Source organism: Weissella koreensis KCTC 3621 (assembly GCF_000277645.1).
The window spans coordinates 78,408-104,699 of sequence record NZ_AKGG01000016.1; the positions used below are offsets into that span (position 1 = coordinate 78,408).

At 33.7% G+C, this 26,292-nt stretch carries 23 protein-coding genes; 3 read left to right on the plus strand and 20 right to left on the minus strand.

Annotation, left to right across the window (positions count from 1 at the left end; all coding sequences use genetic code 11):
* From rfbA to JC2156_RS06960, 8 genes are all read right to left on the minus strand, one after another.
* Positions 1 to 873 (minus strand): glucose-1-phosphate thymidylyltransferase RfbA, encoded by an 873-nt coding sequence (rfbA, locus tag JC2156_RS08940; RefSeq protein WP_006845916.1) that lies wholly within the window; start codon positions 871 to 873, stop codon positions 1 to 3.
* Positions 874 to 981: 108 nt separating this feature from the next.
* Positions 982 to 1,968 carry a glycosyltransferase family 2 protein gene (locus JC2156_RS06930; RefSeq protein WP_006845917.1) on the minus strand — a complete coding sequence of 329 codons (987 nt, stop codon included), beginning with the start codon at positions 1,966 to 1,968 and terminating at the stop codon, positions 982 to 984.
* A 42-nt stretch (positions 1,969 to 2,010) separates the two neighbouring features.
* Entirely contained in the window at positions 2,011 to 3,000 is a 990-nt protein-coding gene (locus tag JC2156_RS06935) for a glycosyltransferase family 2 protein (RefSeq protein WP_006845918.1), read from the minus strand.
* 3 nt (positions 3,001 to 3,003) lie between these two features.
* The gene (locus JC2156_RS06940; protein WP_006845919.1) at positions 3,004 to 4,539 is read right to left on the minus strand and encodes a lipopolysaccharide biosynthesis protein; all 1,536 of its coding nucleotides are present in this window, start codon (positions 4,537 to 4,539) and stop codon (positions 3,004 to 3,006) included.
* Positions 4,540 to 4,577: 38 nt separating this feature from the next.
* Positions 4,578 to 5,702: an EpsG family protein gene (locus tag JC2156_RS06945; protein WP_006845920.1), complete on the minus strand. Its 1,125-nt coding sequence runs from the start codon at positions 5,700 to 5,702 to the stop codon at positions 4,578 to 4,580.
* Positions 5,703 to 5,756: 54 nt separating this feature from the next.
* Positions 5,757 to 6,761 carry a stealth family protein gene (locus JC2156_RS06950; RefSeq protein WP_006845921.1) on the minus strand — a complete coding sequence of 335 codons (1,005 nt, stop codon included), beginning with the start codon at positions 6,759 to 6,761 and terminating at the stop codon, positions 5,757 to 5,759.
* A 151-nt stretch (positions 6,762 to 6,912) separates the two neighbouring features.
* Positions 6,913 to 8,073, minus strand: coding sequence for a glycosyltransferase (locus JC2156_RS06955; RefSeq protein WP_006845922.1), 1,161 nt, complete (start codon positions 8,071 to 8,073; stop codon positions 6,913 to 6,915).
* Positions 8,074 to 8,409: 336 nt separating this feature from the next.
* On the minus strand, positions 8,410 to 9,762 hold the full coding sequence (locus tag JC2156_RS06960) for an HD domain-containing protein (RefSeq protein ID WP_006845923.1): 1,353 nt from the start codon (positions 9,760 to 9,762) through the stop codon (positions 8,410 to 8,412).
* Positions 9,763 to 9,871: 109 nt separating this feature from the next.
* Here JC2156_RS06960 and JC2156_RS06965 point away from each other — a divergent pair, with 109 nt between their 5' ends.
* Entirely contained in the window at positions 9,872 to 10,273 is a 402-nt protein-coding gene (locus tag JC2156_RS06965) for a YwiB family protein (protein ID WP_006845924.1), read from the plus strand.
* A gap of 225 nt (positions 10,274 to 10,498) precedes the next feature.
* Here JC2156_RS06965 and JC2156_RS06970 read toward each other — a convergent pair whose 3' ends face one another.
* The 12 genes from JC2156_RS06970 to purR all read right to left on the minus strand — a co-directional run bounded on the left by JC2156_RS06970 (position 10,499) and on the right by purR (position 22,676).
* Positions 10,499 to 11,710 (minus strand): S1C family serine protease, encoded by a 1,212-nt coding sequence (locus JC2156_RS06970; RefSeq protein ID WP_006845925.1) that lies wholly within the window; start codon positions 11,708 to 11,710, stop codon positions 10,499 to 10,501.
* Between the two features lie 72 nt (positions 11,711 to 11,782).
* Positions 11,783 to 12,583 carry an MBL fold metallo-hydrolase gene (locus JC2156_RS06975; protein ID WP_006845926.1) on the minus strand — a complete coding sequence of 267 codons (801 nt, stop codon included), beginning with the start codon at positions 12,581 to 12,583 and terminating at the stop codon, positions 11,783 to 11,785.
* 24 nt (positions 12,584 to 12,607) lie between these two features.
* Entirely contained in the window at positions 12,608 to 13,432 is an 825-nt protein-coding gene (locus tag JC2156_RS06980) for a two-component system regulatory protein YycI (RefSeq protein WP_006845927.1), read from the minus strand.
* The gene (yycH, locus tag JC2156_RS06985) at positions 13,432 to 14,763 is read right to left on the minus strand and encodes a two-component system activity regulator YycH (RefSeq protein WP_238530595.1); all 1,332 of its coding nucleotides are present in this window, start codon (positions 14,761 to 14,763) and stop codon (positions 13,432 to 13,434) included. Before yycH ends, JC2156_RS06980 begins: the two co-directional genes overlap by 1 nt.
* Positions 14,750 to 16,612, minus strand: a complete 1,863-nt coding sequence (walK, locus tag JC2156_RS06990; protein ID WP_006845929.1) for a cell wall metabolism sensor histidine kinase WalK — start codon at positions 16,610 to 16,612, stop codon at positions 14,750 to 14,752. Before walK ends, yycH begins: the two co-directional genes overlap by 14 nt.
* Positions 16,613 to 16,932: 320 nt before the next feature.
* The gene (gene yycF / locus JC2156_RS06995; RefSeq protein ID WP_006845930.1) at positions 16,933 to 17,637 is read right to left on the minus strand and encodes a response regulator YycF; all 705 of its coding nucleotides are present in this window, start codon (positions 17,635 to 17,637) and stop codon (positions 16,933 to 16,935) included.
* A 220-nt stretch (positions 17,638 to 17,857) separates the two neighbouring features.
* Positions 17,858 to 18,103, minus strand: a complete 246-nt coding sequence (rpsR, locus tag JC2156_RS07000) for a 30S ribosomal protein S18 (RefSeq protein ID WP_006845931.1) — start codon at positions 18,101 to 18,103, stop codon at positions 17,858 to 17,860.
* A 38-nt stretch (positions 18,104 to 18,141) separates the two neighbouring features.
* Positions 18,142 to 18,684, minus strand: a complete 543-nt coding sequence (ssb, locus tag JC2156_RS07005) for a single-stranded DNA-binding protein (protein ID WP_006845932.1) — start codon at positions 18,682 to 18,684, stop codon at positions 18,142 to 18,144.
* 47 nt (positions 18,685 to 18,731) lie between these two features.
* The gene (gene rpsF / locus JC2156_RS07010) at positions 18,732 to 19,031 is read right to left on the minus strand and encodes a 30S ribosomal protein S6 (protein ID WP_006845933.1); all 300 of its coding nucleotides are present in this window, start codon (positions 19,029 to 19,031) and stop codon (positions 18,732 to 18,734) included.
* A 276-nt stretch (positions 19,032 to 19,307) separates the two neighbouring features.
* A complete protein-coding gene (locus tag JC2156_RS07015) occupies positions 19,308 to 20,300 on the minus strand; it encodes a ribose-phosphate diphosphokinase (RefSeq protein WP_006845934.1) in 993 nt (330 codons plus the stop codon).
* A gap of 89 nt (positions 20,301 to 20,389) precedes the next feature.
* Positions 20,390 to 21,781, minus strand: coding sequence for a bifunctional UDP-N-acetylglucosamine diphosphorylase/glucosamine-1-phosphate N-acetyltransferase GlmU (gene glmU / locus JC2156_RS07020; RefSeq protein ID WP_006845935.1), 1,392 nt, complete (start codon positions 21,779 to 21,781; stop codon positions 20,390 to 20,392).
* 40 nt (positions 21,782 to 21,821) lie between these two features.
* Positions 21,822 to 22,676, minus strand: coding sequence for a pur operon repressor (gene purR, locus JC2156_RS07025; protein WP_006845936.1), 855 nt, complete (start codon positions 22,674 to 22,676; stop codon positions 21,822 to 21,824).
* 462 nt (positions 22,677 to 23,138) lie between these two features.
* Here purR and glpK point away from each other — a divergent pair, with 462 nt between their 5' ends.
* Both glpK and zwf read left to right on the plus strand, forming a co-directional pair.
* Positions 23,139 to 24,665: a glycerol kinase GlpK gene (gene glpK, locus JC2156_RS07030; protein ID WP_006845937.1), complete on the plus strand. Its 1,527-nt coding sequence runs from the start codon at positions 23,139 to 23,141 to the stop codon at positions 24,663 to 24,665.
* Positions 24,666 to 24,770: 105 nt separating this feature from the next.
* Positions 24,771 to 26,231 (plus strand): glucose-6-phosphate dehydrogenase, encoded by a 1,461-nt coding sequence (gene zwf, locus JC2156_RS07035; RefSeq protein WP_006845938.1) that lies wholly within the window; start codon positions 24,771 to 24,773, stop codon positions 26,229 to 26,231.
* The last annotated feature ends 61 nt before the right edge of the window (positions 26,232 to 26,292 follow it).

The following is a 26,292-nucleotide window of genomic DNA, read 5'->3' on the forward strand; positions in this document are numbered from 1 at the left end:
CTAACCCTCTTCCTCAACAATTTTTAACAAATATTGTCCATAATCATTTTTCTTTAACGGTTGTGCCAATTTTTCTAATTGAACAATATCAATATAACCCATGCGATAAGCAATCTCTTCAAGTGAAGCCACTTTTAAATTCTGTTGCTTTTGAATCGTTGCAATAAATGATGAAGCTTCTAACAATGAATCATGGGTTCCAGTATCTAACCAAGCATACCCACGCCCCATTACCTGAACTTCTAGGTCACCTCGGTCAAGATAGGCTTGATTAATATCAGAAATTTCAATTTCTCCACGATCTGATGGCTTAACCTCACTAGCAATTTTAACAACGTCATTATCATAGAAATATAGACCAGTCACGGCATAATTAGACTTTGGTTGATCCGGCTTTTCAACAATTGATAAAGCCTTCCCGTTTTCGTCAAAATCTACTACCCCAAACCGTTCTGGGTCTTTAACCTGATATCCAAATACTGTAGCCCCTGATTTTTTAGTAGCTGCTTCTTGTAATTGCTTTGAAAGACCAGCACCATAGAAGATATTGTCTCCTAATACCAAAGCAACATTATCATTACCAATAAAATCTGCTCCAATAATAAAAGCGTCTGCTAAGCCGCGTGGCTCATCTTGAATTGCATACTGAATATCTAAACCGATATTATGACCATCACCGAATAATTCTTGGAACTGGTCAACGTATTCTGGTGTCGAAATTAATAATATCTCTTTAATTCCTGCTAGCATTAACACTGATAGTGGATAATAAATCATTGGTTTGTCATAAATAGGCACAAGTTGTTTACTTGTTGCCTTAGTAATTGGATAAAGACGTGTTCCGGATCCTCCGGCTAGGATAATACCTTTCATCAGTTCTACCTTTCTTAACCTCGTAAGATAATTCTTGTTAGCAATCATCTAAATAAATGACATAAATATACTGAACATAATTTTAATTATGTATGATAGTTTTAATTATCAATTAACCTTTAATTCTTCCTTAGAAAATTTAATTAAAAAAGTACAATTAAGCAAACTTAAATTCGGATTATTACGCGACAATACTTTTCTAATTGGTAATAATACTTTCATTTTTGTTATATAATTTTTACTATTTACATATTTATCAATAATCATCACTAATTTTTTGTTTTTATCTGTCACATTATTTTTAAATAATGTTCCAGCAAGATAAAAGTTTAGTATTTGTTGCTTCTTACTCGTTCTCATTTTATTTAGGTGCAATAATTTATATACTATACTTATAGGTTTAAAATGTGCTCCCACAACATTATTTCCATGTTGTCTATAATTCACTAATGGCTCATCAATAAATTCTAAACTACCAGTCATAGCTACTAACAAACCTATAAATGAATCATGCATATTTACCTTATCAAAAATTTTTTCATTTACTTCATTAACATATTCTACTGTTTTTTTATTTATAGCAAAACTAGCTCCAGTTACCAAATATCGATTTAATAAGTTTGGTAATACGTCTTTATCTTGACCAATAGATGTATTTTCCTTCATTCTCTTACCAATGCTAACACCGTTAGCATCAGCCACCCATAAGTCAGAGTAGACACCGACTGGAATATTATTTTCATGAAGGCTAAATACTTCTAAAAACTTATCCAATTTATTTGGTAGCCATATATCATCTTGATCAGAGAAAAAATAATAATCTCCATCAACTAATTTAAGTAATTTAAAAAAAGACTGTTTAACTCCTATATTAGGATTGTTTTTATCTACTTGATTTACAATATCGGGATAATTATTAACATATTTATCAATAATATCTTGTGTATTATCTTTAGACCCATCATCCCGTATATATATTTTTAAATCAAATTTTTGATTATCAAACTTTTGATTTAAAATACTATCTAATTGATTTTCTAAATAACGATCTCCGTTATAGGTAGACATAACAACAGATACTTTTGATCTATTCATCAACTTAACCTTTCCAATTACCTAATTATTTTATTCGATATATTATTTAATACTTATATCTGATCGATCATCTTCACTTATATTTAATCTTTTGTGTAACATATCACTATATTTATTTATAACTGTGTCTGTTACATAATTTTGATCATGCTCATGAAACGCATCCATATCTCTAGCCAATCTATCAGAACTACCATTATCGGCATATCCACGTTTACTTTTTTTTATAAATTCTTCCAGTGATTTAGAGTAATAATGATTTATTCTAATTTTATTTTTAGAAGCAGGTAAAGCATAAATTTTTGTGTGATAAGGATAGCTCCATATTCGTTTTCCATTTTCATCAATAGTTTTCCCAATTACGTTAGCCCAGTGAGGTAAAACAACATTCATAACTAATCTTGGATTTAAAATGGGTTTATAGTCTGCTATAAAATCTGATCTAGCATGATATTTGAAATTATCAGTTACTAAACCTTCTTGCTTCTTTTTAAAACCATTTGATCCATATATCAACCAACCAACTAAAATTTGGGAAAACGATTTATCCAAGGAATTAATCATGTCTAAAATATTTTCTTTCTCAACAGGAACAATAAATTCATCGGCATCAATAATTGCCAACCATCGAACATCATTTTTATATTGATCAATAGCTTCGTTATAAACAGATAATTGTTTCTTTTTTCCTTTTATAAACTTATATTTTACTAATCCCTGATCAATATACGGTTGCAAAACTTCTATAATGTTATCACTTGATTCGTTATCATATAAATAGAAAACGTCAACACCAACCAATTTATGAAATTCAATCCATTCCTTTAAGTAAGGTGCTTCATTTTTAATTATTGCTACAACGCCTAACTGATTTTCAAATTCTTCAAATCTATTATTCTCACGAACACGTTGATGAACTTTATATAATCCATATTTTTTTAAATGTTTTAAATGACGTAAAAAACCTATACCATCACCTATTCTCTTTAATATAATTCTCTTAACTTTGGGCATTTCTTGTTTATATCTCATACTTTATCGAAACTTCCTCCACATATCAATCATTAATGTTTTAAAGGTATGATTGCCTATATTGATAATAAAAAATATCCCAATTGATGAAATTAAATTTATTAATACTAATATTATTATAAAAATTATACCATTCCCAACCAATGAGTGCGTCACCATCCAAACAACAATAGTTGCAAATATTACGCCCAGTGCTCCTCTGATATAATCAAATATATAGTGATCAACCTTGACTTTTATACCATATTTCAAAACTATATAAGGCTCATACCAGCTAACTGTTATTAATGTTGAAATAATTGTTCCCAATAATATTCCTTTCAAGCCAAAATTAAAGTGAATTAAAAATACCAACGATAGTATCATATTAATGGCAGATTCAAACACAGATTTCCATTTTTGTACCCATTGCAATCCATATGCATCGATGAAAGTTAACGATGGTAGCCGGAAAATTTGAATTGTTAAATTAATAACAATTAACAATGTAACCTCCTGGGAAAGAACGTAATCTTTTCCCAACCACCATTGAATAAATGGACGTAACAAAATAAAAAGTTGAGGTGTTATAAATAATGTTAGAGAGTAAATCACCAAATTGAATTTCTTAAAGAAATCAACTACTTCCTTATTTGAATCCTGTATCATGCTACCAATACTTGCCGTTATTGGTTGTATCATTTTATTAACTAATCCCTTCAAGTTGTTAGTTATCATTGTATAGTTAGAATACAATCCAACAGTAGAAAGGTTAACAAATATAGATAATAAAATATTATCTGAGGCAAAGACTACCATTGAGCCTATCTTATTTGACAAGCCACCAATTGAATTTTTTATTAATATTGTCTTGGTCTCATTGTCTAATTTCAATTCACTTTTTTTATATTTTTTGAAAATAAAAGGATAATATTTTTTAACATTAACATTTATTAAAAAATTAGATATCAACGTTATACAAACCATTATAAACGCATATATAACAGGATTTTCAAAATATATTAAGGTTATAATTTGTAATAAATTACCAATAAAAGTTACCATAAAGGTAATCAATGTTATGACATAGTTACGTTGATCCGAATTTAATATTGTTCTGTTATATGTGAAAAAGTAGCTACCTACTGAGTTTGCTAAAAATAACAAGTATATTAGTAATACATTATCTAAATTGTTACCTTGTTCGCCAATAATGCTAGGTAAAAATGGTATAAGACATAGTCCAATAATTAATACCAAAAAGCCAACAGTTTCATATACTTTTTTAAAGGTTCTGATAATTTTCACTATACCGAATTGGTCATTATGAGCAATAGGTTTATATAAAAGAAATGAAAAAGCTGTCTCCATTCCTAAATCTGTCAAAGATAGCATTTGAATAACACTACTAAATACACCATTTAGTCCCAAATATTGTTCACCTAAATTTTTAACGAAAAAAGTTCTCACAACAAATGAAAGTATTGTAGTTAAAATAAATGTCATTCCAGCAATAGACCCATTTTTGAAAATGTTTTTTGAAACTGATGTATTATTCATTACTTGAAATCGCCTTTACTTTTTATAAAAATTTATTTTTAAAATTTTAAATGCACCAAAAACGGAATACTTTGTGCAATCTGACTGTTTGGTATACCGTAAAATATGAAACTTAGAAATAAGACAAACACGAGGGTAACCAACATACCTATGAATCTATCAACAATTTTAATTTTATGTTCAAAATATAACGCAGTCAGTATAATAACCGTTTCTAGACCAAATCGTGGAAACCTTTGATACTGAAATGACATAAATAGTAACGGTAAACTCAGCATACCAGAGTAAATTAAAGACATTAAGGAATTCACTTTACCAGTTATATTATTATTGTTATTGTTTTCAATTAAACTAACAATATATACTGCCATTTTTTTAGCTAATACAGTTATTAAAGCATATGATAAAATCATCATCAACTTCTTAGTAAATGATCCCTCACCCCCAACAAAGTTGGTAAGTATATTTTCGTTAGCACTTGCATTCCCAGTTAGTGAACCAATGATTTGAGCTATTTTTTGACCAGCAGATGTTGAACCAGTTAAAAATAAAATAATACTATTAACAATAGATATTATAATTATCATTGAATTTATTTTTATATTTTTATGCATCAACAATCTTATACCAATAAAAACAAGATAAAAGTATCCTGAACTATGAAAGCCTGTTGCCAGAAAAATAATTAATGTCGATATTATAATATTTTTTTTATTAACCTTAATAAGAAAACTTGCTGCTAACAATATCAAAGTATACATTGCAAAACTTCTGATTTGATCTATTTCATTAAAAAAAGGGAAAATAGCAAATATCCCTACAAAAAAGGCCAAATTATTAGTGAATCTTCTTACCGCTATTAATAAAACAATAAAAATAATAAAACATAATATTAATCTAAATTGTGCGTATGTCAATCCACTATTATATGCAACTTTAGCTAAAGACAAGTATCCCCATTCAAATCTAGAATTATAGGTTGATGAAAACATTGCATTATAATTTTCTTCATAATTATGATAATCTAGTACCGAAATCGTAACAGGATTTGGTGCACCTCCCAACCACGCTAAGTATAGTAAACTAAGCACAGGAAACACTATTGATTTTTTTTTAATTACCTCTTCAACCCAATTAAAAATTAATATTCCTAAATAAATCATTTTCCCTCACTAAACTATTCTATAATATATATTTCTTCAAAAAAATAAATCATACTATTTTTCGTATTCAGATTTTTTTGAAAGATGAACGTTAAAAGCTTTATACAATTGACTTACCCGTTCTTGAAACAATATACTATCGACGTCACTTGAATCATTAATATCAATCACTTTATGCTTAGAACGCTTAATATCTTGAGTAATTTCTTCAATCTGAGTTAAATTATAAAATTTACCAAAATTAAATTTTCTAGGTTTGAAATTACCTTTAGCAATTTGCGTGTAGCGTACACTCCAAATGCTAATATCTGATGTTGATCTGAACTTATTACTACTTGTTACTTCAAAAAAGTCTTTATTTTCTTTCATTACATTAGTAAATTCAGATTTCAGATTAGAATATGGAATATGTAAATCATAAAACCTAGTAAACCTAGGCAAAAAGAGCAATAATAATGTATATATATTTAAAGGTCCATTTTTTAAGTTGAAAAATTTAAAAAAATTATGTTTAATAACATTCATCTTATTAAATTTTTTATTTATAATAGTTATATTGTTTGCAGTTATATGATCAAAATCTTCAACTGGCATAATAGCATTTAATCCCGCTGTATCTCTGGGCCTACCATCAAACCAAAAAAAGTCTGATGGCTCTACAGGTGCATTCAAAAACATATCATCATTGAATATAACGAAATGTTCTGATAATTTTTTTATTTTAAATAAATTAACTTCTATTGCATTAGAATTAAAAGTTGGAAGATTGTCTTTTTCTATGATATCTTTATGGTCAATTAAAACTAATTTTTCATGATCAACATTTAACCACTCAGGTATTTGATTATCAGTCACTAAATATATTTTATTTACCCAAGGAGCATATTTTTCAACAGCTCTAAACCAGTAATTAAATAGATTATAATCTCTAAACCTAGTCTCACTCTTATCATCCATGTTTCCGTCTTCAAATATATTTCTTTTTTTCAACCATTTTGGATCAGCACCATCAACCCAAGTAACAACAAAATCAATTGGAAATTCCAACTCTTTAGCCACTTTTCATATACCTCCCATGTTATTTTATCAAAATATCCCATCTAAATATCCAAAAAATATCAAGTTTCAATTCATATAAATCGCGCTCAATCTAAATCATTAACAAAAAAAGAGCACTATTGTACTTAATTAAAATAGCATATACTACTTATTATTTATATGCAGCATAAGTGTTTTTCATGACTTCATCAACAACACTCATATCAAACTTATTTAAAAATTTGATATCATCTACACTAACCTTTGGCCTAGTTTCAATACATTTTTCTAATATTTCTTTAAGCTTAATATGATCATGTGGATCAATTAGCTCCCCATTAATACCTTCTTTAACATACTCTGAAACGCCACCTTTATTGGTTCCAATCACATAAGATCTATCAATCGCAGCATTTAGTCCTGCAACACCCAATCCCTCTCTCAAAGAAGGGAAAACAAATAAATCACAAGCATAATTAAGAACATGAACGTCTGTACGATATCCTAATAATTTAAAATTATTTTCAAATCCAAAACTATTTGCTATGTCTAATAATTCTTCACCTTTATTACCAGTCCCTGCAATAATGTAGTATATGTTTTTTTGTAGCTCTGGTGACATCTCTTTTACAGCTTCCAAAACTAATTTATGATTTTTAAGATCACTTACTTCACCAACTGATAGTATAAGAAATGCATTTTCAGGAATATCTAATTCATCCCTAATAGTTTTACGAGCTGTACATATTTCATCATCAGTTGCAACCCCAGCTCCCTTAACATCTACCCCAATACCATTTATTTTTTCTAACTTATTTGCATGCATATGGTGTTTAGCTAAAGCATAGTCAGCATCATTTATTGTAATTAAAGTATCAGTTATAAAGGAAAAGATCCATTCTAAAGGATAAAAAATCATCCAACTACTTTTTGGACCGCCTTTAAAGAAGTGAAAACCATGCGCAGTGTATATGACTGGTACATGAAATTGTTTAGCAACAATGCGTCCCAAAATTCCACCTAAAGGTGAATGTACATGAATAAATGAAAATTTGTTATTACTAAATATTTGTTTTAGTTGTTTAATAGAATGTAAATTACCCTTTAAAGATCCCATTCGTCTTTCAAAATCAACTTGATGAGCAATTACATTATTTTCATCCATCCATATTTTTAAACGCTCATTTTCTTCTGCAGACATTGATCCAAAATCAATCATGTTAGTAGCAACATGAACCTCATACCCCATACTTTGTAATATTTTTATATTTCTATGGTTAAATTGTTGGATCATATTAGCCTTGGCTGCCAGCATCAATACTTTATTACCCATATCACTCCTCTTTTATCGAATTTAATTATTTTAAACAGTTATATAATTAATATTATTTAACAATTCCATTAAAGTGTCCCTAATATATTATATAGAATTACTTTTTATACTATATACATATTTTTTAACAAATCATATAACAAATGTATATAAAAATATAAACATGATAATTTTTATATACTAAATATCTTATTTATTCACAAACTCTAAGTCTACAAATAGTCAAATTATATGTTTGCCTTTTGATTCATACAATATTTTTAACCAAAATATCCTATTAAATATAGGGACATACCAACAAATAATACTACTTTATTTCACTAGTTTATTCAATGATTAATCAGAATTTCTAGGGTAAATTCCAATCAAAGCACCATTATGAACATATTTTTGGAATTCTTGATAAACTGGGGCCATTAAATCACCCGTTGTTTGTTCCATCAACATTTCAGCTGGGAAAAAGTAGCGAGCATTCCCATAACTACGTCCAGTCAGGGCTTTTACCAGTGAACTTTGCGTTGATAACTCTGCCAATGATCCATCTGGTTGTAACATTTCAATTTGTGTTTTTGCATGTTTGGCTTCAGGATGGTATAAATCATAAGCTGTATCAAAACTATCATTTTCCGCCGTATAATATTTAACATTAAAGCCCGCTTCTTCAATTAGTGGCCTTATTTTAGACAGATAGTGCCTAGTTTTAGGACTAATCTCAATGGATTTAAGTGGCTTTCGATCTAAGAAACGCATTGATAACTCTGCCAAAACCTTATCGCTGGAATGACGCCATAAATTAATATTTTCCAAAATTGATGCATCGTCTAAATCTAAATACTGTTCAATACTGACACTATATTCAAAAAGTGGCTTTAGATCAGGCGTTACAAAATTATCAATGGATATTTGCTTCTTCTGTTGATCTTGATACAATTCCATGGCTCGATCTAATAAATGTGTTAAGACGACTTCAATCCCACGTGAGACAGGGTGAAAATAAACTTGCTCATACATTTGATACCTAGAAATAATGTAATCTTCAACAGTAGCCATACCTTTTTGTTCAAATGCAATTCCATCGACCACCGGACGCATTAGATGAATAATTCGTGCTAAGTCAAAGGTTCCATAAGTTGCACCAGAATAATAAGCATCTCTTAATAAATAGTCCATTCGATCTGCATCAATTTGTGAAGAAATCAAAGCCACAACTTGCTTATTATCATAAGTCTTTGCAATTACACTGGCGACTTTTGCCGGTAATTTTTCATCATATTTCATTAAAACTTGATGAACTTCAGTTGTTTTGTTCAAAATAATATCTTGCGTAAACTTTTCATGGTTAGTTTTAAAAATGCTTTCAAAAGTATGTGAATATGGTCCATGGCCTAAATCATGTAGTAATGCGGCCACTAATAAAACACGACGTTCTTCAACTTGCCAACCACCATCACCAGGTGCTTGACTCGCAAAACGTTCTAAGTGATTAGCAATTTGTCGGGAAACTTCATACACCCCTAACGAATGACTAAATCGTGAATGCTCCGCCGTGTGGAAAACCGTATTAGCAACCCCTAGCTGTTTAATTCGCCGCAATCTTTGAAATTCCCGTGTATCAATGAGTTCCAAAATTAAAGGGTCATTCACGTGAATAAAATTATGTACCGGATCCCGAAAAACTTTTTCTCGCACTTTCTCCACATCCTTTTCGTATATTTTTATCAATTATACCGTAAATTAACGGTATAATTGATAAATAAAATCAATCAATTATCAAGGGCCAGACGCCAGAGGATCTATAATGCAACAAAATATTCAAATTAATCTCACAAATATCATTCAACAAGATGACACTTCCGAGACCTTTCATTTCAATGAAACAGGAACATTAGCAACTATCAGAGAGATATCATATATTCGTTTTACCGAAACTACATCAGTTGAAACTCCTGTCACCGTTAAAATAAATACTGATCAAACAATCGTAATCACCCGTAATGGGCAAAGCAAACTGCAACTTTTATTGGACTTAAAAAACGACAGTATAACTCATTATCAAACCCCCATCGGTGTGATTGTAATGACTGTAAAAACTAACCAGCTCAAAATTGATTTATCGAAAGGAATCATCTTAGCAAAGTATCAACTATGGCAAGCCAATACGATTGTCGGTCAATATACTTTCGATTTAAATTTCAAATAACAAAAAAACACGATCGCAAGAGGGGGACGCGACCGTGTTTTTTTGATTACAGCTGTCATTGACAACCATAAAATTAAAAAGAATCTAATTCATAAAACCGATTCTAATTTTTCATGTACTTTGGGGAGTAATGAAGTCCACCATTTCTTGTAAAAAAACACTCCCAATTAATACGCTTTCATTTTTGATATAATCAGGTTTATTTACCTAAATAATCAATCTATTTTAACCGTTATCATTAGCCTTAGCTGTTAGCTTAATTTCTGTTGTATTTTCGTGACCTTTACGATAATAGGTAATATTTATCGTATCACCCACTTTATGTGAATTCAATATTCCTCTTAAATCACCGATATCATCTAGATCTTGTCCATCGGCCTTAGTAATGACATCATACTTTTTCAATCCAGCTCGATCAGCTGGAGTTCCATCTGTCACATTGACAATAATCACACCACCTCTATGATCATCTGATAATTCCAAGACATTTTTTTGGTCATCAATTGAAACTCTTGAAAGATCTACCATTTTAATTCCCAATGCGGGCCGGACCACTTTTCCATCTTTTTCTAATTGATTAATAATATTCACTACCGTATTTGAAGGAATTGAGAATCCCATCCCTTCCACACTAGTTCCACCACTTGAATTGGTTAGCTTCATAGAATTAATTCCAATGACCTGACCACTCAAATTAATCAAAGCACCTCCTGAATTTCCGGGGTTAATGGCCGCGTCAGTTTGAATAACGGTGGCTTTTCCTAATGAATTCCCATCATCATCTTCCGATTCCACTTCACGCTTAGTAGCAGAAACGATTCCTTCTGTGACTGATGTTGCATAGTCTGATCCCAATGGTGATCCAATGGCTAAGACCGATTCTCCTGTTTGAACCTCATTAGAATTAGCAAATTCAGCAACCTGTTTAATTTTACTACTTTTAACTTTTAAAACTGCTATGTCCGAAATTTTGTCAGTCCCAACCAACGTAGCATTTAGCTTGGTTCCATCACTCAATAATACTTGTAACGCCTTAGAACCAGTCACCACATGATTATTAGTCACAATAAAGGCTTCACGACCAGAAGTTTTATAAATAACACCTGAACCTTCAGAAGCAGTTTTAAGATCATCGTCTTGGCCTGCTGTATCAAACAAACTCCAGCCAGAAGACTGCTGTTGTTGTAAATTAATCACTGATACAACCGCAGGTGCTGTTTGTTGGAAGGCCTTAGTAGCAGCACTAGTCCCTTTAACCTTTGTGTCAGAAACCTTCACAGTCTTTTTCGTACCTCCGACTGAAGTCGATATTTCATTGGAATATTTCTGTACGCCCAGAGACCCAACCACTCCGCCAATCAAACCAGCAACCAGTGCTAAAACAATAATCCACCAAGAGACGGAAAAATTTTTATTTTGCTTTCGATTAAATTTCATCGCTCTTACCTCATTATTTATATTTCACTTAAAAATATAGACGATTTAACTTAACATCCACTTAAAGATTTCTTATATCTTTGATAAGGGAGTAGCCCAATCTGGACTAGTATCTAACAAATTAAAATCATGATCAACAGCAAAATCATGATCCTGTAAAATCTGTTCAACAGTTAGATGTGCCAAAGGAATTTGATTATTCTCTTGGCTTAGATGACCGAGATAAATTTTTTTGGTATTACGGCCAATCATCTTACTTAAATTTTCAGCCCCGTCCTCATTAGATAGATGCCCTTCATCTCCCAAAATTCGTTGTTTTAAACTCCATGCATATGAACCATAACGTAACATCTCAACATCATGATTAGCTTCCATTAAAATAGAATCCGCATTAGTTAAAACACTAGCAATATGGTCATTAACATATCCAGTATCGGTTAACATCGCAAAAGTTTTATTATCATGATGAAATGCATAAAATTGAGGATCAGCCGCATCATGTGAAACAGCATAACTTTCGACATCTAAATCACCAAAAAGTTGGGTACTATCACGATCAAAAATATGCTTTTGTGCTATATCAATTTTACCCACCTTACCATCAATGGCATCCCAAGTTTTTTCATTAGCGTATAAATCCATTCCATATTTACGTGCTAATACCCCCACTCCTTTTAAATGATCAGTATGCTCATGAGTAATAAACAATTTGTCCACATCTTTCAATGATTTTCCAATTGATTGCATCAACTCATCAATTTTTTTACCACTTAACCCAGCATCAACTAATATTTTATGCTGAGGGGTCTCGATATAAGTCACATTTCCCGTACTGCCTGAAGCTAACATTGAGACTTTAAAATCATCTGTCATATTGAATTAGTCCTCTTTCATTTATCATTTAGCTTGATCCATTAATTTACCATCTAATGCATTAATCCGTAGTAAATTATAATTATTTCCATTTTTTATTTGTACCAACCAAGTTGGAACTAAAACTACGCTATCATCGACATACATTAGGGAGCTATAACCCAATTTCGTCCATAAAATTTTAGTGTTATTAGGAATTTCATTATATTGATATAACGTTGCCACTGCCATCTGCTCAGAGATCAATGCAGCTGGGTCTCGCAATTTTTGTACATGTTCAATATACGTTTGCGTATAACCGACTAGCTCCCCCGCGTGATTAATTTCTAAAGTCAATTTACCATCAGAACCAACACTTTGATCATTTGCTAATTTTTGTTGATAAATCACATAGGTCGTACTAGTTCCGCCTAAATTAGCCTGTTCTGTCAATTTATCATTATAAATATACTGTTTAGCATGTAGTACATAATTATTCTGATAAATAATTTTTCGCAATTGCGTCTTGCGTTTATTATCGTCATTCACCAACAAGACTGGTTTCTTTAAACGTCCTTTCAATTGCTTCTTACTATCATCCAAAGTCACATTAACCTTGTCTAATTTTTCTATCTGATTATTAGTAGCCCAATTTTTTAAATTGATATTACCACCTAGATAATAACCAGTTAATTGTTCTGTTTGTAATTTATTAAATTCAATATTATCGTCTCTCATATTTGTGACCAAAGTATTGGGCGTAATCTGAGCTTGATTATTTTGTTTATTTTCCGTTAATTGAAAAATCAAGAACACGTTAATTCCAAAAAAAAGATAGATAAAAATCGTTAAAATCTTTTTTAAGTCCATTACGGTGTCCTGCTTTCTATATATTTATCAACGATTTTCCACTTACCATTATCGATTTGAATAAACCATGCTAGTTTTAAGGTTGCCAAGTCATCATTTTCACTAACCCATTGATACCCAATTGTCCAATTAGTGATCTGATTAGTATCAAAATCAGCTTGTTTTAATTGCTTCAAAACCGTAGGCCAAGCTGGTAAAACAATCTTCTTATTATCCGAAATTGGTAATGGCACTTTAAGCGAATCTGATGAAAAATTTAATCTAATATGTTTCTCAGAAGATTGTTTAAACGTTACCACCCCTAACCCTTGATCATTGAAAACTGGAAAATTATCAACATAAGGTTGAAAATAAAGTTCGCGTCCTTCGCCCTTAATTTGCAAATATTCAAGGTTATCATCCCCTGCGTAAACCTCATGAATTAACTTAGTTGCATAATCGATTCTGCGGTTAAAGCTATCCAATTTAAGTCGATTTGGGTAATAATCATACACATATTGATTCTTTGATCCTTTTTGAACTAGTTGTCGCTGGCTTCCATCTGTATAAACGGTTTGTTGATCATTTTGAGTCCGTTGGTTTTGATGATTTCCATCAAATAAGCGTTCTACAATTTCTTCAGCATCCTCGTGCGCGACCACATATGATCTTTGTGACAAAACCATCGGTGCTAACCGTGTGATTTCCAAGTTATCATGTTGATAACCAATTTTAATAGGAATCCGTTTCGTTGATAATTTTATTTTTTTCAAATCCTGATCCGCCTGAATTTGTGGAAAATGATATATCACCCGATGTTTTGTATCAATAAAATTAATTCCTTTAAACTGATTATCTTTGGAAATCTGAACCCAACTAATGCCACTTTCATCTTTAAATTGATATTGCATACCAAAAGTATCCCACAAAACTTGTTTAGAGACAGGATTACCATAACCCAATAAAATTGTATTATTGCGCTTAATTTTTTTTGTGAAATCAGCCTTATTATAAGCAGTGATGGTGGGCTTCCCAACTTGATATTTTTGAACAACTTTGATGATTTGATTTAAATTAGCTCTATTTTCGGTCACTAATTCTGCTTTGTTGTCTGCATTAATAGTTACTAATTGATTTACATTATAATTTATTTGTTGGCTGAGGTTTAAATTATTTTGACTAACATTATTAGATTGACTAATCCCTTGATTTTGAGTTACAACCTGTTGCACAACTAATCCCGTCAGAATCAAACTAGTCAAAACCAAGATTGTTAAGACTAGCGAGCGCCAATCTTGACGAAGACGTTCTGGAAGAAACGATAATAATTTAAGTATCCTATTCTTCATCATCACTCCAATCATCTTCTAAGTCCGCTTCCAAACTATATGGCAAAGAAATTTTAAACGTTGATCCTTGTCCTTCTTTAGACTCAGCCCAAATTCGGCCACCAAATGACTCTACGATCTCTTTAGCAATTGCTAGTCCTAATCCAGTACCACCTTGCGCCCTTGAGCGTGCCTTATCAACTCGGAAGAAACGATCAAAGACATGTTGAACATCCTTTTGGGGGATTCCCAAACCTTGATCCTGAATACTGATAACTACCTTTTGATCAATCAAATTCAAGCGTGCCATAATCGTTCCACCATCAGGGGAATATTTAATTGCATTATTCATAATATTATCAATCACTTGAGTAAATTTAGATGTATCTATTTCAACCCAAACCGGTGTCGGCTCGACTTCCCTAATAATTCGATAATCTTTTTGTCCTGCTTGATCGGAAGAAATAATCATGTCAAATCGATTTAAAATATATTCGAAGAGAGCACCTAAATTCACCCATTCTAATTCAAGATTTCGAACTCCCCGATCCATTCGTGAAAGCTCTAGTAAATCATTGATCATATTAATCATGCGTCCAGTTTCGGCTTGAACGACCGCCAAAAATTGGCCAGTTAACTCTGGATCATCAGTCGCTCCATCTTGAAGCGCATCAATATATGATTTGACTGAAGTCAGAGGCGTTCGTAATTCATGCGAAACATTGGAAACGAATTGCCTTCGTTCTTGATTAATTCGTTGTTCCTCAGTTACATCATGTAAAACTACAACCATTCCCGAAATAAAGCCAGATTCTCGTTGAATTTGTGCACTGTTGACCTTTAATGTTAATTCTTGATCCTCGTTACTAAAATCCAACAATAAATTATCAACATTTCCAAAGAAATTCCTTAGTTGATATCGATCCTCTAACCGTAAAACTTTTAATACATACTGCCCCAAAACTTCATGTTCATCGTCTATTCCTAAGAAACGCAAGGCTGCTGGATTAATCAAATTAATCGAGCCCCGTCGATCAGCTGCAATCACACCATCAGTCATATGTTCCAACACAGAATCCAAACGTTGACGTTCTAATTCTTGAGAGCTGGTTGTCTCTTCAATTCGTTGTGATAACAAATTAACATTCTCTGCTAGTTGACTAATTTCATCATGTCCCCGAACACTAATAACCCCAGAATAATCACCTCCAGCAATCCGCACTGTACGTTCACTAATATCCATAATTGGCTTCGTTAACGTTCGAGACATGATAAAAGCCATAATAATCCCTAGAAAAAGCGCAACTAAGGTCGCTGAGGCGTAAATCAAAGCAACTTCTTTTAGACTATCATAGACGCTTTCCAAGTTCGCTTTGACTTTAACTGCTCCAACCACTTTGTTTTCACCATCAGAAGTATCAATTAGTGGCTTCACTACAATTTGATATCTAGTATGATTATCCTGCTCAATATTATTTTTAACATAATTTTTACTAAGTGCAGCATCTCGAAGATTTTCATCGGTCGTCTTTTGCCCTACTAATTCTTGTTTATTAATATCAACAGTTCCACGAACTACACCTTTAGTATCAATAACTTGAATGTCTGAGATCAAAACATTGTTAATTCTTGATAAAGTGGCGTGAACCTCAGCGTTACTATCAGCTGAACTACCCTCTATTAATTGTTGTGTTAATTGGTCTGAGACATAGGCCGGTAACCCAATTTGTTGTCTAAAAGTCACTAAATTTGATCGTTCCAATTGTTTAATAAAAAAGACTCCAATAATTTCCAACGTTACAAGTAATGTTAAAGCGAAAACGATTGCGTTTTTAAAATAAATTGATGAAAATATATTTTTGTGTTTTTTCAAAATGGGCTCCTCATTCGTGGGATAATTTTACCTATCAAATCAGGATAACCGAATTAATCCATCATTCTTCCATATTAATTTAATTATACCGCCTTATCGATTCAAAGTTTTGCATTTATCTAACATTTTTTGATAATTTATACATGCAATAATTTTCAATTAAAATAATATGAAATACAGTATAACATTTATCAATCACAACGTTTTTTAATCCGCATATCCTCCAAAATATTCTTCAAATATGTTGTTTACAAATTTTTAATTGTAATCAAAAAGAGGCTGAGATTAAATTATCCCAACCCCTCCTTTATAAATAAAAATTATTCTTCTGAATTCTTCAAATAGTAACCAACACCACGACGAGTCATCAATATTTTTGGATGACTTGGTGTGTCTTCAATTTTTTCACGAATTCGACGGACGGTCACATCAACAGTCCGTACATCACCAAAATAATCAAAACCCCAAACCGTCTGTAATAAATCATCACGTGTCATAACTTGGCTAATATGCTTAGCTAAATGCGATAACAATTCAAACTCACGATGAGTCAATTCAATATCCTTACCATTTTTAGTTACCATGTAAGCTTCCGGATGAATCACTAAGTCACCAATCTTAATATCATCGGAATTATTTTCATTTTCGCCATTATAGTCTTTACTATCGCGGCGCCGTAAATTAGCTTTAACTCGAGCTAATAATTCTCGATTTGAAAAAGGCTTAGTGACATAGTCATCCGCACCCATTTCAAGTCCCAAAACTTTATCAATCTCAGAATCTTTTGCCGTTACCATAATGACTGGGATTTGCGAGTTCGTTCGAATTTGTCGTAAAACTTCCATCCCATCGACTTCTGGTAACATTTGATCTAACAATACTAAATCAGGATTTTCAGCCTCAAATTGGTCTAAAGCTTCCTGACCATCCATTGCAATGACAACATCATAACCTTCTTTAGTTAGATTGAATTTAATAATATCTGAAATCGGTTTTTCGTCATCAACGACTAAAATCTTACTCATCTTCACAGTCCTCCACAGAAAACATTTATGGCTATATTGTACCATATTGGTAAACAATTCAGAAATCCTGAATTTTATTTTAACTTTACAAAATTCGGACTGACTATACCTTAAATCAACTGACTAATATTTTATATATAAAAAAGAGACTGAAACAAAAATCAGTTCCAATCTCTCTTAAATCACAACATATAGTTAACCATATATTGAAATTTAATTTTTAGTCTTCAACAACGAAAGGCATAAGTCCCATGATACGGGCCCGCTTGATAGCAGTTGTAACCTTACGTTGGTTCTTTGCTGAAGTTCCAGTCACACGACGAGGCAAAATCTTACCACGTTCTGAGATGAAACGTTCCAACAATTCAGTATCCTTGTAATCCACATATTCGATATGGTTGGCTGCGATAAAGTCAACCTTACGACGACGGCGTGGTCCGCCACTACGACGTTGTTGTTGTGCCATGTTAAATTCCTCCTGATAATAATTTCAAAAATTTAAATTTAGAATGGAAGATCATCATCTGATATGTCAATTTCTTGACCACCAGAAAATGGATCGTTATTAGTTGATGCACTTGCTGTAGAATTATTATTCCCACCAAATACATTTCCCGAATTATTGGTATTATTAGGCGTTCCAAAAGGATTACCAGCCGGTGCAGCATTAAAGTTGTTTTGGCTGTTATTTCCAGTATTTCCCGCACTTGCGCGACGAGCCTCAGACTCAGCACGTGTTTCTAATAAATCGAAATTCTCAACGATGACTTCAGTACGATAGACCGTTTGTCCTTGTTGATTTTGGTAACTACTAGTTTGTAAACGTCCATCAATAGCAACTCGTGAACCTTTTGAAGTGAAATTCGCAAAATTCTCGGCCGCCTTTGACCAAATCGTAGCGTTAATAAAATCAGTTTCACGCTCACCATTTTGGTTAGTCCGACGACGATCAACGGCAACACTAAATGATGCCACAGCTGTCCCCGATTGGGTATAACGTAATTCAACATCGCGGACTAAACGTCCAACAAGTACTACACGGTTCATACAAAGTCTCCTTTCATTCAAATCAAATTAACAACCATGCTCACTAATTACTTAGCTTCTGAGCGAACTTCGCGGGTAACAACCATGTGACGCAAGATATCTTCTGAGATCTTAGCCAAACGATCGAATTCCTTAATCGCTTTGTCATCTTCAGCAGTGAAGTTAACAACGTGATATGTTCCTTCATGGTATCCAGCAATTTCATAAGCAAAGCGACGTGTTGCCCAATCTTTTGATTCAGCAATAGTTGCTCCGTTGTTAGTTAAAATCGCATCAAAACGTTCAACCAATGCCTTCTTAGCATCAGCGTCGATATCAGGGCGAACAATATAAGTCATTTCGTACATAACATTTCCTCCTTCTGGTCTATGGCCGGTCCAAAATGCCGGCAAGAAGTCGCACTATTTGTGCTACTCACATTTGATTAGTCTAGCATTTTTAAATTGTAAAAACAAGTCTGAATAATCTGAAAAAGAAACTTATCTTCTATCAAATAGGTTAAAAGTTCAGCTCTATTTATATTTTAAATATTTTGATAATTTTTGTGAAAATAGATCATCTCAATTAATCAAAAAACAACCATCTATTTTTCAAAACCAGAAAGTTGTTTAGTTGATATTTAATTATTTGGTAATCTCATCCACGGTAAAACGCTTCCTAAACATCGGTGAAACTGCCCGATCTTCATTAATTCGGACAATTGCCTCTGCCATCATATCCGCAATTGTGACTTGCACCAATTTAGGGAATTTCTTTGATTCAGGTAAGTCAATTGAATCAGTTACAATAACTTTTTCAAAGACTGAATTCTGCAAATTATCAACCGCTTCAGCTGAGAACACAGCGTGAGTTGCAACAACATAAACTTCTGCTGCCCCTTCGTCTTTTAACTTTTGAGCACCCTTAGCAATCGTACCACCAGTATCGATCATATCATCAATCATGATAGCTCGCTTACCTTTAACATCCCCAATGATATTCATAATTTGTGCTACGTTAGCTTTAGGACGTCGCTTATCAATAATAGCAATTGGTTCGCTAGAACCTAACAATTCTGCCAAAGCCCGTGCACGAGTCACACCACCATGATCTGGCGAAACTACAATGGTATTATCATTGGCAATTCCACTCGTAATCAAATAGTCTGCTAATTTTGCAGCCCCTGCCATATGATCAACCGGAATGTCAAAGAAGCCTTGAATTTGTGCTGCATGCAAATCTAATGCTAGCACACGAGTTGCACCGACCGTCTCTAACATATTTGCTACTAATTTAGCTGTAATGGGCTCCCGTGAACGTGCTTTACGATCTTGGCGAGCATATCCATAATAAGGCATAACCACATTAATCGTTTTTGCACTTGCACGTCGTAACGCGTCAATCATAATGAGAAGTTCCATCAAATTGTCGTTTACTGGAGCAGATGTGGATTGGATGATATAAACATTATCGCCTCGAACAGATTCTTCAATGTTAATTTGAATTTCACCATCCGAAAACCGAGAAATATTAATTTTTGAAAGTTCTACTCCAATCGCCGTAGCAACCTTTTGTGCTAACGGCTTATTACCACTTAATGAAAAGACCTTTAAATGCGGATCTGCATATTTCTCCATTTTTTCCTCCAAAGCCGATTGTCATCGTTTTTAACGTATTTATTATATTTAATTCTAGCGTTTTTTATGCTTTTTCTCAACGTGAAAATTTATTTTTTAAGCGATTTAAATTTATCGGCAACTGGTAAGCGTTCCCAAAAATCAGGCTTGTTTTCTTGACGGGCACGAGCAATTCCCATTGCATGCTCTGGAATATCATCGGTAATGGTTGATCCAGCTGCTGAAATTGTTTCTGCTTTCATTTCAACTGGACCAATAATTTTAGTATTTGAACCAATAAAGGCTCGATCGCCAATCGTGGTATGATGCTTATTTTGACCATCATAGTTTACAAAGACTGTTCCAGCACCAATATTAACATCTGATCCAATAGTGGCATCCCCAATATAAGTTAAGTGTCCTGCCTTCGAATCAGTTCCCAATTGGGCCTTCTTCATTTCAACAAAATTACCAACATGCGCGCGTACACCAACTTCTGAAGCTGGTCGTAAATGTGCATAAGGTCCGACCGTAGCTTCTGGGCCGACAACTGATTCTTCGATAGTAGAATTATCAATCACACTAGCGGTTTTAATTTCTGAATCAATGATCCGTGTTCCTGCCGTCAAAACTACATTACTATCAATTTTGGTGTGACCCTTAAGAACCACATTATTTTCAATGACAGTATCTGAACCAATTTGAACATCAACATCGATATAAGTTGTCTGTGGGTCAATCAAAGTAACCCCATTTTTCATATGTTGAGTATTAATTCGTTGTCGCAAAATTTGATTGGCTTGAGCTAAGGCGACTCGATCATTTACACCCATTGATTGATTGAAGTCATCAATTTGGTAAGCGCCTACCACCTGATCTTGTTTACGTAAAATTTCTAGAGTATCTGGTAAATAATATTCACCTTGAGCATTATCATTAGTGACTTGTTCTAAAGCCGCAAACAAAAGTTGATTGTCAAAAACATAAACACCGGTATTAATTTCATCAACACCAGCCTCAGCTTCATTCGCGTCTTTTTGTTCTACAATTCGCAAAACTGCACCATCATCAGCTCGAATAACCCGACCATATCCAAAAGGATTGGCTGCTTTGGCTGTCAAAACAGTTACAGCGTTACCACTCTGTTCATGATAAGCAAAAGCATTTTCATAGGTCGCTTTCGTAAACAAAGGTGCATCACCTGAAGCAATCAAGGTTGATCCTTCTTGTTTCGCTAAAATAGGAGCTGCCATCTTAACCGCATGTCCTGTTCCCAATTGCTCCGTTTGAACAACAACGGAAGAACGATCTTCTACTTGAGCTCGAACCATTTCTGCTTCATGTCCAACAACCGTTACAATCTTTTCAACACCTACCGCTAAGATCGTATCCAAAACTAAATCTACCATAGTTTTACCGCCAACTTTGTGCAAAACTTTTGGCAAAGTTGATTTCATCCGTATTCCCTTACCTGCGGCCATAATAATACTATAACGTCCCATTTCAATCTCACTTTCAGCCCGAAAATATCGGCTAATATTTTTATTTTTTCGTTAATTGTTGTAATTGTGAATTATCCTGATAAATTTCTGTCTTGAAGTTACCAGCCCGTACATCGAGTAAACCACCTTCTTTATCCGTGTTAACATGGATCAAAGCAGAATACTTATCAATCACGCGATGTTCAACTTCGCCTTCAACTACCACAGCCACTCCAGCCACAGTACCTTCAAATTCACGCACCAACGATTCCATTCCGCGAATTGTACCGCCAGCTTTCATAAAATCATCGACAATCAAAACACGTGAACCCATTGGCAAAGACCTTCGGGATAGTTCCATTTTCTCTAATCGCTTGGCCTGACCTGTCACATAATTAACCGACATAGTTGGACCTTCCGTTACTTTTGTATCATTTCTTGCGATCACAAACGGCACATTTAAAGCTTCAGCAACTGATTGCGCTACCGGTACACCCTTTGTAGCTGCAGTAATTACCGCATCAATTGGTTCTTTAATATACTGCGTTGCAATTAGACGACCAATCTTTTCTAGAATCCAAGGTTGCCCTAACAAATCTGACAAATAGACATAACCACCTGGTAAAACCCGGGTCTCATCACTGATTTCATTTACTAATCCATCAACAAAATTTTCAGCTTCTGCTTCAGTCATAATCGGAGTAAATTTTGCTCCGCCGGCTGCACCAGGAATCGTTTCTAAAATTCCCGTCCCATTTTGTAAAAATGTTCTTTTTAAAATTGCTAAATCTTCTGAAATTGATGATTTAGCGGATTCATATTGATCAGCAAATTTAGTTAATGAAATCAGCGTTCTTGGATGTGCTAATAAATAACGTGTCATATCCACTAGTCGGTCACTGCGCCGTATTTTCATGGTCCGCTCCTTTTCATTGTTCGTGTTTTACAAATATTATACTTTAATAATAACACGAAAACACGAACGTTTCTTCCTATAAATTAACCTTTCACAATAAATTGAATTACATTCCATACACAGTACATTTTATATCACTACACAACTATATTTATATTCTTAATAATACATATAAATAATGTAAATTTTTCATAACTTTTACAATTCAATTTATCAACATTTATAACCTCAAACCACAATAAATTAGCAATATTTTTTGAAAGATTGTGATACATCTATTTATATCGTGTGTGTGTGTTTGAAATATTTATTAAAATTAATCACATTTTCAATCATGGCAACAATGTTTAATCATTCATTTTAATTATTTTCAAAAGCAGTTTAGCACAATCTAAAAAATTGGTATACTGACTTTATAATTAAAAAAATAATGTAACAAATTATGCTTCAAAGGAGTGTTGTATGGCAATTAAAAGACCAGAATATATTTTAGCAATCGATCAAGGTACGACTGGGTCACGAGCTGTGTTATTCAATAAAAACGCCCGGCGTGTCGCCAGTACTGCCATCCCACTCACCCCTATTAATCCTCATGTTGGTTGGGAAGAACAATCACCTGAGGCCATTTGGCGAACCACTAAAAATGCAATTACAGATACGATGATCGAAGCCGGTATTCAAGCTCAATCAATTCAAGCGATTGGAATTGCTAGCCAACGTGAATCCACAATCGTCTGGAATAAGAATACCGGCCAACCAGTTTATAACGCCATTATTTGGTCTTCAACTCAGACCCAAGCAATTGTGGACCAAGTACGAGCAGATGGTTATGAAGAAATTATCCGTGAAAAAACCGGCTTACCTCTTAGTGCATACTTCTCAGCCACAAAAATTAGATGGATTTTAGATCATGTTGAAGGCGCTCAACAAGCAGCCGAACAAGGCGATCTATTATTTGGGACCGTGGACAGTTGGTTAGTATGGCAATTAAGTGATCGAAAAACTCATATTACAGATATTTCTAATGCTTCCCGCACCATGCTTTTCAATATCAGAACTCATGATTGGGATGATAAATTATTAGATATTTTCAATATACCTAAAATCATGCTGCCAAAAGTAACTAAATCAAATGGAACCATTGCCAAAACTGGACCACTCCGTTTCTTTGGCGCCGAAGTCCCCATTGCTGCTGTAATTGGTGATCAAAATGCTGGCTTGATTGGTCAACTCGGTTTCAAAACCGGAACTGTGAAAACTACATATGGTTCCGGGGCATTCTTGCTTCTTAATACGGGTGACCAATTAATTAATTCTAATCATGATTTAATCTCAACCATTGCCTATCAAATTGGCGACAAACCAGTTTATGCTCTTGAAGGTTCCGTCTTTACTGCTGGATCGGCCATTCGTTGGCTAAATGATGGTCTCCACTTAATTGAAGAAGTCCCGGATTCTTTTGAAGCAGCTGAAAAATCAACTAGTAATGATGAACTATACGTTGTCCCAGCTTTTTCCGGACTCGGAGCACCCTATTGGGACCCCAAAGCTCGTGGTGCGGTCTTCGGGATTACTCGTGGTACTAATAAAAATGATTTCATTAAAGCAACTGTCCAATCTATTGCCTATCAAATTGCTGATATTTTAAGAACGATGCGAGAAGACAGTGGAGCCAAAATAGCAGCTATTAAAGTTGATGGATCTGTTTCAAGGAATCCCTATTTAATGCAATTTCAAGCTGATATTACCGGTCTTACAATTGATCGTTCAATGTATGAAGATACTACCCCCTTGGGAGCAGCTTTTCTTGCAGGGTTAGCTATTGGTTATTGGGAATCACCTGAAGCTTTAGTTGGCTTATCATCACGCGGCCGTGAATTCACCCCACAAATGTCACTTCAACGGCGAAAAGAATTAAAAAAAGGCTGGAAAACTGCTATTGAAGCAACTAGTTATTTTTCAAGTCAAAATAACAATGAAAACGGTTAATGTAAAAGTTTTACATTTTTAAAGCGATTTCTTGAAAGATCTGTTATACTTATTATTATAGAATTCAAAGTAATGGAATTGATTAATCAAAAGGAGTACACTATCATGCCACAAGAGATCACAACCCTCCTAACTTTCTTTGGTGGAACCGGAGATTTAGCTAAGCGCAAACTTTACCCATCTGTTTATAACCTTTATAAAAAAGGTTTCCTACAAGAACATTTTGCGATTGTTGGAACTTCACGTGCCGATTTAACTAATGCCGAATTTCACGACATGGTTCGTGAATCAATTAATCACGTGGTTGAAGATGAAGACGATGCTAAGCATTTCATCTCCCACTTCCGTTATCTCAAATTAGACGTTAATAATAAAGATGGCTATCAAGAACTTCTTAAACTTAATAATGAATTGGACGCCCAGTATGAATTAAAGGGCAACCGTATTTTCTACATGTCAGTTGCTCCACGTTTCTTTGGAACCATTGCTAGTTTCTTAGATAGTGAGGAACTAGTTACTAAAAATGGTGAATTTAATCGCTTAATGATTGAAAAACCCTTTGGTGTTAGCTATGAAACGGCCTTGGAATTGAATAATCAATTAACAAAAGTTTTTGATGAAGATCAAATCTTCAGAATCGATCATTATCTAGGAAAAGAAATGGTTCAAAATATTTCTTCAATCCGTTTTGGAAACCCAATTTTCGATGCTACTTGGAATAAAGATTATATTGAAAATGTTCAAGTTACCCTTTCAGAAGTATTGGGCGTTGAAGAACGAGCTGGTTATTATGATGATGCCGGAGCCCTTCGTGATATGATTCAAAATCACACCATGCAAATCGTGGCTTGGTTAGCAATGGAAAAGCCCGCTTCCTTCACAGACAAAGATATCCGGGCTGCTAAGAATGTAGCCTTCAACTCACTCCATATTTACAAAGGGGCTGAAGTTGGTGCTAACTTTGTTCGAGGCCAATATGGTGAAAACATTGACGGAACTCAAGTTAAATACTTGGATGAAGACGGTGTCCCTGAAAATTCACAAAATGATACTTTCGTGGCAGGCCGCCTACAATTCCGTTCTTCTCGTTGGGATGGTGTCCCATTCTATATTCGAACTGGAAAACGTTTGAAGTCAAAACAAACCCGCGTAGATGTGGTATTCAAAAAGGGCTTAAGTATCTTTGGTAATGACATCGAATTAGATAACCCTGTCCTTTCAATTTTGATTGATCCTAAAGGAAGTATTGAATTCCGAATCAATGCAAAAGATACCACTTCAGAATTTAAGACACGAACTGACATCATGAAGTGGGAAGTTTCATATTTGGATATGGAAAGAACCCCTGAGCCATACGAACGCATGATTCAGGATGCCATGAACGGTGACGGATCGAACTTTGCTGATTGGAACGGTGTATCAATTTCTTGGAAATTCGTTGATGCCATCCAAAAAGCTTGGGATACTGAAGTTGCTGAATTCCCGAACTACGTTTCTGGAACCATGGGACCTAAGGCTTCTGACGATTTGTTAGCCGAAGATGGTAACCACTGGATTTATCGTTAATATTTAATTATTAATCTAAATAAACACAAAAGGAGAAGCATTTCAAATAATGCTCCTCCTT